The sequence below is a fragment of the Pseudoxanthomonas sp. 3HH-4 genome, assembly GCF_006716465.1.
GTDB lineage: Bacteria > Pseudomonadota > Gammaproteobacteria > Xanthomonadales > Xanthomonadaceae > Pseudoxanthomonas_A.
Map to the genome: position 1 here is coordinate 390967 of NZ_VFPB01000005.1, position 12419 is coordinate 403385.

Consider the following 12419-nt stretch of genomic DNA (forward strand, 5'->3'; position numbering starts at 1 on the left):
CGGCACTCCGTCACAGGCCGGTCTCGCGCCCCGGATAGTCCGCGCGGAAGGCTTCGATAGCACCCCGGTCCTGCAGGGTGACGAAGACCGTGCGTCCATCCGGTCCGCCGAAGGCGACGTTGGTAGGTTTCTGGCCTTTCAGCTTCACCTCACGCAGTACCTCGCCCCGCGGCGACACCACCACCACCGTGCCGGCACCGTAGCGGGCGATGTAAAGGTTGCCCATCGCATCGGTACGCATGCCATCCAGGCCGTGGTCGGGGAAGGCGACCAGCAGGCGCTTGCCGGATATCCCGCCGCTGCTGTCGAGGTCATATGCCCACACGCGTCGCTGCACGCTTTCGTTGACGTACAGCACATCGCCCTTGGGGCCGACTTCCACGCCGTTGGTGGTACCCATGCCGGTTTCCAGCAGCGAAGCCTTGCCATAGGGCAGGATCCGCCACAGCTGGCCGGTGCCGGAACGCCAGTCGGGGTCGCTGGCGTAGAACATGCCATTGGGTGCGAACGCGATGTCGTTGGGCTGGTGCGCGCCCGGAAGTGTGGCGAACACGCCCACCGAGCGGTCGCGCGGATCGATGCGCAGGATCCGGTGGCCGGTGTAGTCCGCCACGTACATGAAGCCGTCTGCATCGAAGCGGATGCCATTGCCGGTGCTGCCCTCCGGCAGCGTCACGTACAGGACCGCGTTACCGGCGCCGTCGGCATCGAACGACACCCGGCCGATCGTGCCATCGCGCCCGAAACCCACCGCATACAGCGCGCCGTCGGGACCGAAGGCCGGGCCTTCGATCCCCGTGCTGAAAACACCATCACCCACGACGTCGCGTGCAACGTACAGGGATTCCGGCGTCGTCCGCGCGGCGTCTTCCGTGTGGGTGCAGCCTGCCAGCCCTGCGGCCAAGCCAAGTGCGAGCAGAGTCTTCATTCGGTGCAACGTCATCCGTATCCCCTCGGGTGGCGTGTAGGCAGGTCTTCGCGGCTCAGCCGGGCGTGGCGAACACCGTGATCTCTTCGCGGTCGTGGTAGAGCTGGCGTGCGCGCACCTCCAGCGACCGGCCGGCCTGGTCGGCGAACAGGTCCAGGCACAGCTTCGTCTCGTCCCAGCGTTTCTTCATCGGCAGCTTGAGATTGAACACGGCGTGCCTGCACCAGCCTTCGCGGAACCAGTACGCCATGCGCTCGGCGACGCGCCGCGGCTGTTCCACCATGTCGCAGACCATCCAGTCCAGCGGCTGCGAGGGTTTCCAGTGGAAGCCGTCGGCGCGCAGATGTTCGACCAAGCCGGTCGCCAACACGTGCTCGCGCAGCGGGCCGTTGTCGACGCTGGTCACGCGCAGATGGTGGCGCGTGAGTACCCAGGTCCAGCCACCCGGTGCGGCACCGAGATCGGCGGCGGTCATGCCGGGCCTCAGCAGAGCCTCGCGCTGACGTTCGTCGAGCAGCGACAGGAAGGCTTCTTCCAGCTTCAATGCAGAGCGCGACGGCGCATCGGGCAGCAGCTTCAGGCGCGGGATGCCGAGCGGCCAGGGAGCACTGTCGCGTGCATCGGCGACGCACAGGAACAGGTGGTCGCCCTGCACGAAGACCACATGCAGGCGCGGCAGGCGCGCATCGTCCTTCTCGCTCAGGAAGCCGGCCTTGCGCAGTGCCGGCCGCAGCGCATTGCCGAAACTGCGCGCGAGTCCGGCCAACGGCTTGGCGCTGTCGGAGTCCGGGTGCTCCACCCACAGGTCGCCGTAACGCCCGCTGCCCGCCAAGGCGGCGAGGAGCGGCGTGATGCGGTCCTTGGGGTCGATGCCGCGCAGTTCGGCGAGCAGCCGCAGCTTCTGCCGGGCGAAGATCAGGTCGCGCCAGGGCAGGGCGCGGTCCAGCGCCTGCGCTTCCTCGCAGACGAACACGACATGGCCATCGTTGCGCTGCGCGCGCGCATAGCCGGCGAACCCGGCCAGCGCGGCGCGCTCGGTCAGTTCGGCAGCAAGTTCGGGTTCGAATCCCTGGCGGCAATAAGCCAGCAGGCCGGTCGTCGATGACATGGCGCGGTCGCGTGAAGCGGATGGCTGCGGCTCCTGCCGCGAGGACAGGGTACAGGAGAAGCCGGGCGCGATGGCTTCTCCGCGCGTCGCTCAGTACTTGTCGCCGCCCGACTCGCCATAGTGCCTGAGCACCGCGCGCGCATCCTCGCGGCGCAGGTCGCGCACCACTTCGATGCCGCGTTTGTTGAGCTCGCCGATCCAGTCCGCCGGCAACGGACCTTCGTCGAACTCGGTCAGTTCCATCACGTCCTCGGCGCGCGCGCCGATCAGCAGGCGGTCGATGCCGGCCCACACCGTGGCGCCATAGCACTGGCAGCAGGGCTGCGACGATGTCGCCAGCACCACCGGCGCGATGCGATCGTTGAGGCGCGGCGTCTGCAGGCGCTGTTGCGCCAGCATGTAGGCCATGTTCTCGGCATGCGCCAGCGAGCAGGTGTGCGGCATCACCCGGTTCACGCCGAGGGCGATCACCCGGTGGTCCGGGCCGAATACGACGGCGCCGAATGGTCCCCCGGTGTTGGCGTCCACGTTGCGGCGCGACAGGTCGATGGCCAGCGCGACCTTGTCCTCGTCGCCCGCGAACGTCGCGGCGGGATCGAGAAGGTCGTGAGTCCAGGCGGGCAGAGTGAGATGTATCTGTTGGTAGAGCATCAACGTGCAGGCAGTTTCGAGGAAGAGGAATCGGATTCGCAACGGCCGCTGACGCATTGGCAAGCAGTCACATCGGCGAAGCCGCAGACGCCCATGCGACCACTGGCCGCGCACTGCGCTTGCACGCCCTGCGGATCGGTGGGGCTGTCCTTGTTGACGCAGGCCGGCATCGCGCCACAGCAGTTGCCCACGTTCTTCACCGCGCAGTCGGCACTGGTCCTGCAGGCATAGTCGACGGTGACTGCGCCGGCTTCCCGCGGCGGCAGGTTTCCGCCGGTCGACTTGGGGGTGGGCGTCGACGCGGGTGGCGGGTCGGTCGCCACGCCGTCGGAGGAGGCCGGTGCCGCGCAACCCGCAAGTGCGAGCAGAAACAGGCAGGACAGCAGGGCAGGCAGCAGGCGCAGCGAGATGCGGGACATGGCGGACTCCTTTGCTCGGTGGTGGTGCGCGCCAGCCTGCCGGCCACCGCCTCAACGGGCGGTGAAAGCGGCCGGCATCAGGCCTTGGTCGTCCAGGTGTCGCGCAGGGTCACGCTGCGGTTGAACACCGGGCGCTCCGCCGTATGGTCGTAGCGGTCGGCAACGAAGTAACCGGTGCGCTCGAACTGGAACGACTGCTCGGGGGCGGCGCTGGCCGCCGCCGGTTCGACGTAGCCGGTGACGGTGCGACGCGATTCCGGGTTCATGTAATCGCGGTAGGTCTTGCCTTCCGACTCGTCGTCCGGATTGGCGACGGTGAACAGCCGGTCGTACAGGCGGATTTCCGCAGCGACGGCATGTTTCGCGCTAACCCAGTGGATGGTGCCCTTGATCTTGCGCTCCGCCCCGGCCATGCCGGGGCGCGATTCGGGGTCCAGCCAGCCGCGCAGTTCGACGATCTCGCCGGCCTCGTTCTTGATCACTTCATCGCAGCGCACGATGCCAGCACCGCGCAGGCGCACTTCGCCGCCGATGGTCAGGCGTTTGAAGCCCTTCGGCGGCACTTCCTCGAAGTCCTCGCGCTCGATCCACAGCTCGCGCGAGAACGGCACGCTGCGCTGGCCGAACGATTCGTCCTTTGGGTGGTTGGAGAAGGTCAGCGATTCCTCGTAGCCTTCGGGCAGGTTCGCCAGTACCAGCTTCACCGGGTCGACCACGCCCATGCGGCGCGGCGCGGCGGCATCCAGGTCCTCGCGCAGCGCACCTTCCAGGATGGAGATGTCCAGCAGCGAGTTCTGCTTGCTGATGCCCACGCGGTCCACCATCAGGCGCAGCGCGGCCGGCGTGTAACCGCGGCGGCGGATGCCCTGCAGCGTCGGCATGCGCGGGTCGTCCCAGCCATCGACGAGGTTGTCGTTGACCATGGCGAGCAGCTTGCGCTTGCTCATCACCAGGTAGTTGAAGTTCAGGCGCGAGAATTCGATCTGGCGCGGCTTGCTCGCTTCCTTCGGCAGGCCCTTGGCCAGCAGCGGCGCGATCAGGTCCGGCGAGTTGGCCAGGTCCACCTTGTCCACGCACCAGTCGTACAGCGGGCGATGGTCTTCGAACTCCAGCGTGCACAGCGAATGGGTGATGCCTTCCACCGCGTCGCTCAGCGAGTGCGCGTAGTCGTACATCGGGTAGATCGGCCAGTCGTTGCCGGTGTTCTGGTGCTCGACATGCTTGATGCGGTACAGCGCCGGGTCGCGCAGGTTGATGTTGCCGCTGGCCATGTCGATCTTCGCGCGCAACGTGCGCGCGCCGTCCGGGAACTCGCCCGCGCGCATGCGGCGGAACAGGTCCAGGTTCTCTTCGACGCTGCGGTCGCGGTAGGGCGAGTTGCGGCCCGGCTCGGTCAGCGTGCCGCGGTACTCGCGCACCTCCTCCGCGCTCAGGTCGCAGACGAAGGCGTCGCCCTGGCGGATCAGCTTCTCGCCGGCCAGGTACAGCACCTCGAAGTAGTCCGAGGCGTGGCGCAGGTCGTGCCAGTCGAAGCCCAGCCAGCGCACGTCGTCCTGGATCGCGCGGACGTACTCGGGGTCTTCCTTGGCCGGGTTGGTGTCGTCCAGGCGCAGGTTGCACACGCCACCGAACTCGCCGGCGATGCCGAAGTCCAGGCAGATCGCCTTGGCGTGGCCGATGTGCAGGTAGCCGTTCGGCTCGGGCGGGAAGCGCGTCTTCACCGAAGTGTGGCGACCGCTGGCCAGGTCCTCGCGCACGATCTGGCGGATGAAATCCCGTTTCTCGGGAGCGACATCATCCGGAAGGGCGGCAGGGCGGGCGTCGTCGTTGGACATCGGGGCGGACAGGCTCGGAAAAACGCAAGTTTAGCCGGTCCGGCGCTCGCACTGGTCTATCCTGAACAGCCCGACGCGCGTGGATCCCCGCATGAGCCTTCCCGTCCTCGTCATCGGCAACAAGAACTACTCGTCCTGGTCGCTGCGGCCGTGGCTGCTGCTGCGGCACTTCGGGGTGGGCTTCGAGGAGGTCCGGTTGCCCCTCGACACGCCGCAGTTCGCCGATGAGGTCCTGCGCCACTCCCCGACGGGCAAGGTACCGGCACTGCATGATGGCGACGTCCAGGTCTGGGATTCGCTGGCCATCTGCGAATACGCCAACGAGCGCTGGCTGGACGGCCGGGGGTGGCCGAAGGACCTGGCCGCCCGCGCCATGGCGCGCGCCGCGGCGGCGGAGATGCACTCCGGCTTCGTCGCACTGCGCACGCAGCTGCCGATGAACAGCCGGCGGACCCCGGACGCCTACCGCTGGGATGCTGCTGCTCAACGCGACATCGGCCGCGTGCAGGGACTGTGGCGCCAGCTTCGTGACGCGCAAGGCGATGGCGGGGACTTCCTGTGCGGCGACTTCGGCATCGTCGATGCGATGTACGCGCCGGTGGCGGTCCGTTTCGAAGGCTACGGCGTGCCGGTCGACGCCGTCGCGCGCCGCTACATGGATGCGTTGTTCGCGCTGCCGGCGATGCGGGAATGGCGCGCAGCAGCGGCGGAGGAAACTGAATCGGTCGCGGCCACCGATGCACTGCGCTCCCGCTGTAGCGGACGCCCGGTGTAGGCTGGTCGCGGAGGACACATCCATGCGCGTGGTTTACCTGGCCGACAACCTGTTCGACGCCCATCTGGTCAAGCATGCGCTGGAGGAGGCGGAGATTCCCGCGTTCGTGTTCGGCGAATCGCTGCTGGGCGGCATGGGCGAACTGCCGCTGTTCGGCGTGCTGCGGGTCTGTGTGCCGGACCCCGCGTTTCCTGAGGCAGAGGGCATCGTGCAGGGCCTGGGGCTGGAATCGCGCGACGACGGCCCCATCTTGGAAAGCGACGACGAAGGCGTCGGCATCCTGCCCGCCTGATCCGTCCTCCCCCACGATCAAGAGGTCCGCCATGCTGGGTATCGGAGCCTACAAGCAGCGCATGCCGCGCGCGGAAGACATGCTGCCGGGACGCGAGACGCCGCTGCCGTTGCACAACGTGCATTTCGTCAACGGCCATCCGCTGCGCGACGCATTCGAGGGATTGCAGCAGGTGGAGTTCGGCCTTGGCTGTTTCTGGGGTGCCGAGCGCAAGTTCTGGAACCTGCCCGGCGCGTACAGCACGTCGGTCGGCTATGCCGGCGGTGGCACACCGAATGCGACTTACGAAGAGGTCTGCTCCGGCCAGACTGGCCACAACGAAGTGGTGCGCGTGGTGTACGACCCGGCCCAGGTGTCGTTCGAACGCCTGCTGCAGGTGTTCTGGGAAAGCCACGACCCCACCCAGGGCATGCGGCAGGGCAACGACGTGGGCACGCAGTACCGCTCCGGCATCTACTGCCATACACCGGAACAGCACGCCGCGGCCGAAGCCAGCCTGAGGGCCTATCAGCAGACGCTGCATGCCGCCGGCTACGGCGATATCACCACCGAGATCGTCCATCCGGCGCCGCCGTTCTACTACGCCGAGGACTACCACCAGCAGTATCTGGCCAAGAATCCCAATGGCTATTGCGGGCTGGGTGGGACCGGCGTGAGCTGTCCTATCGGGCTGGGCGTCTGATCCGGCGCCCAGCCGGCCTCAAGGCAGGTGTTCGCACCAGTACTGCAGTTCGCTGCTCTTGGTGGGTTCGTAGACGGCATGGAAGCCGGTGAAACCGCGTCCTTCCTGCTTTCCAGCGAACGGAGGCGAGTGCGTGGCCGCATGGATCAGCACGGGCTGGCCCGTGGCCATGCCGTAGACATAGATCTTGACGGTCTTGCCGGTGGCGGCGCGGTCCACGTAGACCGGCTTGAACTCGAAGTAGCGCCCGATCTTCGTGCCGGTTGCCCGATAGGGATCGTCGGTCGGCGCCGCGTCGACAGTGAAGTGCTCGCCACCGTAGACGATGTGGCAGCGCACGCTGGCGGCCTGGGCCTGTACGGCCAGCGACGCCAGGGCGAGGAGGGTCAGCAAGCGTCTCGCCTTCATGTCATTCGCCCGAGCATTGGTTGACGGCCTTCCGGTCGGGGCTGGCGCAGGGACTGCTGGCGGTCGGGTCCGGATGCGGCACCCCGTTCGCGTCGAGCCTGGCCACGTGCGTGCGCCAGTCCACCACGCCGGTGCGGTCCACCCTGGCCGACAGCACCCAGCCGGTGGTCGTCGCCGGCGTGTCGAATCCGTTGAACAGGAAGTTGCCCAAGCTGTAGATGATCGGCTTGCCGCGGTAGTACTCGGCGCCCTGGGTGACGTGCGGATGACCTCCCACCACCAGGTCGGCGCCCGCGTCGATCATGCGCCGGGCGAATGCGCGCAAGCGCGGACTGGGATCGGGTTCGTCCTCCCAGCCCCAATGCATGAAGGGGATGACGATGTCCGCCCGGTGCACGCGCCGCGCGGCGATGATGTCCTCGATCACGTCGTCGTCCTCGCCGCTCCAGGCCACGCCGGGGCGGCTGGCATCGGCTTCGAAGGAACGGGGTTTGAATTCCACATAGCCCAGCAGCGCGATCCGCACGCCGTTGCGCTCTACGATCCAGGGCGCGTGGGCTGCCGTGGCGTCGCGACCGCCGCCGAAATAGGGCAGGCCCGCCGTGTCCATCAGCGCCAACTGCTCGGCGAATGCGGCCTTGCCGAAATCGCCGGAGTGGTTGTTGGCCAGCGACACGGCGTCGAAGTGCCGCTTCAGCACCGGCAGCGTGCGTGGATCGGCCCGGAACGTGTACGGTTTTTCTTCCGCCGTGCCCGTGGTCGCGACCACGCACTCCAGGTTGCCTATCCGCACGTCGTGCGAGGACAGCAGCGACGCGAAGGGCTGGAAGGGATCCTCACCGCGTGCGATCAGCTCACCGGGCGTTTCCGCCACCATGATGTCGCCGACGAAGATCAGGCTGGCATCGCCCGATGACGCACTGGCCATCGGGGATGCGGCGAGGAGGACGGACGATAGCAGGAGGGCGCGCATGCGCCCGATCATCCCGTGTCCGGCGCGCGGGCGCCAGCCCCGCGGCGGCGGCGCGGAGGGCAGCGACGGGTCGGAGTGGCGTCAGGCGGACAGCTTCTCGCGAACCGTCGTGCGCAGGGCGGCCAGGTCCTTGGCGAAGGTCTCGATGCCGGTGGCCAGCTTTTCCTTCGCCATCGGATCGGCTTCGATCGCGACGGCGAAACTCTCCGCCGTGACCGGCGCCGCGCTGACAGGCTCGGCAATTGCGGGGGACAGCTTGCGCGGCAGGTCGCCGTGCTCCTGGTCCAGCGTCTCCAGCAGGTCCGGCGAAATCGTCAGGCGGTCGCAACCGGCGAGTGCCTCGATCTGCGCGGTGGAGCGGAACGAGGCGCCCATCACCACCGTCGGCGAGCCGCGGCGCTTGAACTCGGCGTACACGCCGCGCACGAACACCACGCCCGGATCCTCGTCGATGGTGGCCGGCGCCTGGCCGTTGGCCACGTACCAGTCCAGGATGCGGCCCACGAACGGCGAGATCAGGAACGCACCGGCCTCGGCGCAGGCGACGGCCTGGGTCGGGTTGAAGATCAGGGTGAGGTTGCAGTCGATGCCTTCGGCCTGCAGCTGGCGCGCGGCTTCCACGCCTTCCCAGGTGGACGCGACCTTTATCAGAATGCGGTCGCGGCCGATGCCCTGGTCGGCGTACATCTGCACGAATTTACGCGCCTTGGCGACGGTGGCGGCGGTGTCGTAGGCCTGGTCGGCATCCACCTCAGTCGAAACACGACCGGGGATCAGGCCGGCGAGCTTCGCGCCGACGCCGACGGTCAGCCGGTCCACCACTTCGTCCACCAGCGCTTCGCCGCCGCCCTGCGCACGCGCCCAGGCGAGTTGTTCTTCGATCAGGTCGGCGTACACCGGCAGGTCAAGCGCCTTCTTCACCAGGGTGGGATTGGTGGTGCAGTCCACCGGCTTGAGGCGCTTGATGGCATCGTAATCGCCGGTGTCGGCGACGACCACGGACAGGTCGCGGAGCTGCTGCAGCTTGGTAGGGGTGGTGTCGGTCATGGGCGGTCGATGGGATGGGGGAAATCGGGTGACAAGTATGCCCTGTCCCGCAGGGACGAGCCGGCTGCGGGAGCGTACTTTTCGTGGATTGATGCGATAGCGTGGCCGCCGATCAGCGATGCAGGTCGCCGTTGGCTTCGGGCTGGTAGCCGATCGCGGTGACGCGCAGGCGCAACGGCCGGTTGCCGGACGCCTGCCAGTCGATCGTCTGCCCCACCGACAGTCCCAGTAGCGCACTGCCGACCGGCGCCAGCACAGAGACCAGGCCGGTCTCGACGTTTGCTTCGTGGGGATACACCAGGGTGAGGCGATGGTGTTCGCCGGTAAGTTCGTCTTCGCACTCGACGCGCGAATGCATCGTCACCACGTTGCCGGGCATGTCCTCCGGCGTGCGCACGTCGGCGCGGTTCAGTTCGTCCATCAGTGCAAGCGCGGCGGGGTGCCGGCGCAGCACGGGTGTGTCGAGCAGGGCCTCCAGACGCGACAGGTCGCGGCTGGAAATAACGAGCGGCGGCAGCGACGGCGGCAGGCCGCTGGTGCGGGTGTTGTTCATCGTGTTTTCTCTGGTTTTGGGGTCGCGCAAAAGGAAACGGGCGACGCGTTGCCGCGCCGCCCATCGGAGTTCTGTTTTGCGCGCCTACCGTAGCCCGGAAGCGGCGAGGGTTCAAGCCAGCGACGGCGGCCGGGGCGTTGGGGCGCGATCGCGCGCTGCCTGCGCGCTGACGAAGGGCGCGTCCGGTTCGAAAAGGCCGGGCGGCAACTCGCGGAACACGTTGGCGAGCTCCAGCAGGAAATCGTTCATGGCCGAGCTTTTGCGCCACACCATCGCGATCTGTCGGCTGGGATGGGAATCGCTGAACCCCAGCAGGTGGATGTTCTCGTAACGCGCGACGGGTGGCTTCACTGCCAGGATCGGCAGCAGGGTGATGCCGACATCGGCGGCGACCATCTGCCGCAGCGTTTCAAGGCTGGTGGCGCGGAACTCGGACTTCTCATTCGCGCCGGAGAGGCGGCATACGTCCAGTGCCTGTTCGCGCAGGCAGTGCCCGTCTTCAAGCAGCAGCAACTGGTGCTGCGAGAGTTCGGCCAGCGTCAGCGACTCGCGTTTCGCCAGCGGGTGCGATTCCGGCACGGCGAGCAGGAAGGGTTCCTCGAACAGGAACTCGGTATGCAGCTGGTCGTCCGCCACGGGCAACGCGAGCAGGCCGGCATCGAGCTTGCCTTCGCGCAGGCGCGACAGCAGCACGTCGCTCTTCTCTTCGATCAGCAGCAGTTCCAGATGCGGAAAGCGTGCGCGCAGCCGCGGTACCACATGCGGCAACAGGTAGGGGCCAAGGGTGGGAAACAGTCCCAGGCGCACCGTGCCGGCTTCGGGGTCCTGGCTGCGGCGCGCGGCTTCTTTCATCTGTTCGACTTCGGCGACGATGCGGCGCGCGCGGTCGGCGGCATCGCGGCCGGCGGGCGTCAGCATCACCTTGCGGGGGGCACGTTCCACCAGCGGCACGCCCAGTTCGTCTTCCAGCTTCTTGATCTGGGTCGAAAGCGTGGGCTGACTTACATAACACGCCGCCGCAGCGCGACCGAAATGCTTGTGGTCGGCCAGCGCCACCAGGTACTTCAGGTCGCGGAGATTCATCGGACTCCTCCCTCAGGGAACGGCGTTGCGTGCGACGGGGCACGGACCAGCATACGGCCCGCGCCCATGCATCATGCCGCTACCGCGTCCGGCGTTTCCACCGGCGCCGACGTGCGGATCAGATGATCGAAGGCGCTGAGCGCGGCCTTCGAGCCCTCGCCCATGGCGATGACGATCTGCTTGTACGGTACCGTGGTGGCGTCGCCGGCGGCGAACACGCCCGGCACGCTGGTCTGGCCGCGGTCGTCGATGATGATCTCGCCGCGCGGGCTCAGCTCCACCACGCCCTTCAGCCATTCGGTATTCGGCAGCAGGCCGATCTGCACGAAGATGCCTTCCAGTTCCACGCGGTGCGTATCGCCGCCGGTACGGTCCTTGTAGACCAGGCCGTTGACCTTGCTGCCGTCACCGAGCACTTCCGTTGTCTGCGCGCTGGTGACGATGCGCACGTTGGGCAGGCTGCGGAGCTTGCGCTGCAGCACGTCGTCGGCACGCAGCAGGCTGTCGAATTCGATCAGGGTCACATGGGCGACGATGCCGGCCAGGTCGATCGCGGCCTCGACGCCGGAATTGCCACCGCCGATCACCGCCACGCGCTTGCCCTTGAACAGCGGGCCATCGCAGTGCGGGCAGTAGGCCACGCCCTTGTTGCGGTACTCGTTCTCGCCGGGCACGTTCATCTGCCGCCAGCGGGCGCCGGTGGAGAGGATCACCGTCTTCGACTTCAGCGACGCGCCATTGGCAAGCTGTACTTCGACCAGGCCGTCCTTGCCGGCCGGCACCAGCTTGTCCGCACGCTGCAGGTTCATCACGTCGACCTGGTAGTCGCGCACGTGCTGCTCCAGCGCGGCGGCGAGCTTCGGGCCCTCGGTGTACGGCACGGAGATGAAGTTCTCGATCGCCATGGTGTCCAGCACCTGGCCACCGAAGCGTTCGGCCGCCACGCCGGTGCGGATGCCCTTGCGCGCCGCGTAGATCGCGGCCGCCGCGCCGGCGGGGCCGCCACCGATGACAAGCACATCGTAGGGCGCCTTGGCCTTGATTTTCTCGGCCTCGCGCTTGCCTGCGTTCGTGTCCAGCTTGGCGACGATCTCTTCCACGCCCATGCGGCCGGCGCCGAATACCTCGCCGTTGAGGAAGATGGTCGGCACCGACATCACTTCGCGCTGCTCGACTTCCTGCTGGAACAGCGCGCCGTCGATGGCCACGTGCTGGATGTTCGGATTCAACACCGCCATCAGGTTCAGCGCCTGCACGACGTCCGGGCAGTTCTGGCATGACAACGAGAAATAGGTTTCGAAGCGGTACTCGCCGTCGAGCGAACGGATCTGTTCGATCACGTCCTGCGCCAGCTTCGACGGATGGCCGCCGACCTGCAGCAGCGCCAGCACCAGCGAGGTGAACTCGTGGCCCATCGGCAGGCCGGCGAAGGTCAGGTGGATGTCATGACCCGGCGAAGTCAGCGCGAACGACGGTGTGCGTTCGCCGCCACGCTGCTCGGTGACGCTGATCTTGTCCGATACCTCCTGCAGGTCCTTCAGCAGCGCCTGCAGTTCGGAGGAACCATCGCTGTCGTCCAAGTGTGCGGTGATGTGGATGGGGCGCACGGCCTTTTCGAGATAGGCCTTCAGCTGCGTCTTCAGATTGGCGTCCAGCATGGCGAAC

14 protein-coding genes are annotated in these 12419 nt (G+C 67.4%); 3 read left to right on the forward strand and 11 right to left on the reverse strand.

What is annotated here, in order from left to right:
• Window positions 1-10: 10 nt before the first annotated feature.
• The 5 genes from FB548_RS16235 to FB548_RS16255 form a co-directional block, all read right to left on the reverse strand.
• Window positions 11-928 carry an SMP-30/gluconolactonase/LRE family protein gene (locus FB548_RS16235; protein WP_255470593.1) on the reverse strand — a complete coding sequence of 306 codons (918 nt, stop codon included), beginning with the start codon at window positions 926-928 and terminating at the stop codon, window positions 11-13.
• A 55-nt stretch (window positions 929-983) separates the two neighbouring features.
• Window positions 984-2036 (reverse strand): 23S rRNA (cytidine(2498)-2'-O)-methyltransferase RlmM, encoded by a 1053-nt coding sequence (gene rlmM, locus FB548_RS16240; RefSeq protein ID WP_142125829.1) that lies wholly within the window; start codon window positions 2034-2036, stop codon window positions 984-986.
• A 90-nt stretch (window positions 2037-2126) separates the two neighbouring features.
• On the reverse strand, window positions 2127-2687 hold the full coding sequence (locus FB548_RS16245; RefSeq protein WP_142125830.1) for a nucleoside deaminase: 561 nt from the start codon (window positions 2685-2687) through the stop codon (window positions 2127-2129).
• On the reverse strand, window positions 2687-3106 hold the full coding sequence (locus tag FB548_RS16250; protein ID WP_142125831.1) for a hypothetical protein: 420 nt from the start codon (window positions 3104-3106) through the stop codon (window positions 2687-2689). The genes FB548_RS16245 and FB548_RS16250 overlap by 1 nt, the downstream gene beginning before the upstream one ends.
• A gap of 77 nt (window positions 3107-3183) precedes the next feature.
• A complete protein-coding gene (locus FB548_RS16255; RefSeq protein WP_142125832.1) occupies window positions 3184-4941 on the reverse strand; it encodes a glutamine--tRNA ligase/YqeY domain fusion protein in 1758 nt (585 codons plus the stop codon).
• Between the two features lie 91 nt (window positions 4942-5032).
• On the opposite strand from FB548_RS16255, the gene FB548_RS16260 reads away from it, so the two are divergent.
• From FB548_RS16260 to msrA, 3 genes are read left to right on the forward strand one after another with little or no spacing between them, the layout of a single operon-like run.
• Window positions 5033-5716 carry a glutathione S-transferase family protein gene (locus tag FB548_RS16260; RefSeq protein WP_142125833.1) on the forward strand — a complete coding sequence of 228 codons (684 nt, stop codon included), beginning with the start codon at window positions 5033-5035 and terminating at the stop codon, window positions 5714-5716.
• A gap of 22 nt (window positions 5717-5738) precedes the next feature.
• On the forward strand, window positions 5739-6008 hold the full coding sequence (locus tag FB548_RS16265; protein WP_142125834.1) for a DUF2007 domain-containing protein: 270 nt from the start codon (window positions 5739-5741) through the stop codon (window positions 6006-6008).
• A 31-nt stretch (window positions 6009-6039) separates the two neighbouring features.
• Complete coding sequence (gene msrA, locus FB548_RS16270; RefSeq protein ID WP_142125835.1) at window positions 6040-6690, forward strand: peptide-methionine (S)-S-oxide reductase MsrA; 651 nt, start codon at window positions 6040-6042, stop codon at window positions 6688-6690.
• An 18-nt stretch (window positions 6691-6708) separates the two neighbouring features.
• On the opposite strand, the gene FB548_RS16275 is transcribed toward msrA, so the two are convergent.
• The 6 genes from FB548_RS16275 to ahpF all read right to left on the reverse strand — a co-directional run bounded on the left by FB548_RS16275 (window position 6709) and on the right by ahpF (window position 12412).
• Window positions 6709-7098 (reverse strand): hypothetical protein, encoded by a 390-nt coding sequence (locus FB548_RS16275; protein WP_142125836.1) that lies wholly within the window; start codon window positions 7096-7098, stop codon window positions 6709-6711.
• A gap of 1 nt (window position 7099) precedes the next feature.
• Window positions 7100-8071 carry a CapA family protein gene (locus FB548_RS16280; RefSeq protein WP_142125837.1) on the reverse strand — a complete coding sequence of 324 codons (972 nt, stop codon included), beginning with the start codon at window positions 8069-8071 and terminating at the stop codon, window positions 7100-7102.
• Window positions 8072-8152: 81 nt separating this feature from the next.
• Window positions 8153-9118 carry a transaldolase gene (locus FB548_RS16285; RefSeq protein ID WP_142125838.1) on the reverse strand — a complete coding sequence of 322 codons (966 nt, stop codon included), beginning with the start codon at window positions 9116-9118 and terminating at the stop codon, window positions 8153-8155.
• A gap of 112 nt (window positions 9119-9230) precedes the next feature.
• Entirely contained in the window at window positions 9231-9671 is a 441-nt protein-coding gene (gene rnk / locus FB548_RS16290; RefSeq protein WP_142125839.1) for a nucleoside diphosphate kinase regulator, read from the reverse strand.
• A 111-nt stretch (window positions 9672-9782) separates the two neighbouring features.
• Complete coding sequence (oxyR, locus tag FB548_RS16295; protein WP_142125840.1) at window positions 9783-10754, reverse strand: DNA-binding transcriptional regulator OxyR; 972 nt, start codon at window positions 10752-10754, stop codon at window positions 9783-9785.
• A 71-nt stretch (window positions 10755-10825) separates the two neighbouring features.
• On the reverse strand, window positions 10826-12412 hold the full coding sequence (gene ahpF, locus FB548_RS16300) for an alkyl hydroperoxide reductase subunit F (protein WP_142125841.1): 1587 nt from the start codon (window positions 12410-12412) through the stop codon (window positions 10826-10828).
• Window positions 12413-12419: the final 7 nt, after the last annotated feature.

Excerpts from the sequence above, each read along its gene's own strand:
- FB548_RS16235 (WP_255470593.1), bottom strand. The coding sequence starts at position 928 with ATGAAGACTCTGCTCGCACTTGGCTTGGCCGCAGGGCTGGCAGGCTGC.
- rlmM (WP_142125829.1), bottom strand. The coding sequence starts at position 2,036 with ATGTCATCGACGACCGGCCTGCTGGCTTATTGCCGCCAGGGATTCGAA.
- FB548_RS16245 (WP_142125830.1), bottom strand. The coding sequence starts at position 2,687 with ATGCTCTACCAACAGATACATCTCACTCTGCCCGCCTGGACTCACGAC.
- FB548_RS16250 (WP_142125831.1), bottom strand. The coding sequence starts at position 3,106 with ATGTCCCGCATCTCGCTGCGCCTGCTGCCTGCCCTGCTGTCCTGCCTG.
- FB548_RS16255 (WP_142125832.1), bottom strand. The coding sequence starts at position 4,941 with ATGTCCAACGACGACGCCCGCCCTGCCGCCCTTCCGGATGATGTCGCT.
- FB548_RS16260 (WP_142125833.1), top strand. The coding sequence starts at position 5,033 with ATGAGCCTTCCCGTCCTCGTCATCGGCAACAAGAACTACTCGTCCTGG.
- FB548_RS16265 (WP_142125834.1), top strand. The coding sequence starts at position 5,739 with ATGCGCGTGGTTTACCTGGCCGACAACCTGTTCGACGCCCATCTGGTC.
- msrA (WP_142125835.1), top strand. The coding sequence starts at position 6,040 with ATGCTGGGTATCGGAGCCTACAAGCAGCGCATGCCGCGCGCGGAAGAC.
- FB548_RS16275 (WP_142125836.1), bottom strand. The coding sequence starts at position 7,098 with ATGAAGGCGAGACGCTTGCTGACCCTCCTCGCCCTGGCGTCGCTGGCC.
- FB548_RS16280 (WP_142125837.1), bottom strand. The coding sequence starts at position 8,071 with ATGCGCGCCCTCCTGCTATCGTCCGTCCTCCTCGCCGCATCCCCGATG.
- FB548_RS16285 (WP_142125838.1), bottom strand. The coding sequence starts at position 9,118 with ATGACCGACACCACCCCTACCAAGCTGCAGCAGCTCCGCGACCTGTCC.
- rnk (WP_142125839.1), bottom strand. The coding sequence starts at position 9,671 with ATGAACAACACCCGCACCAGCGGCCTGCCGCCGTCGCTGCCGCCGCTC.
- oxyR (WP_142125840.1), bottom strand. The coding sequence starts at position 10,754 with ATGAATCTCCGCGACCTGAAGTACCTGGTGGCGCTGGCCGACCACAAG.
- ahpF (WP_142125841.1), bottom strand. The coding sequence starts at position 12,412 with ATGCTGGACGCCAATCTGAAGACGCAGCTGAAGGCCTATCTCGAAAAG.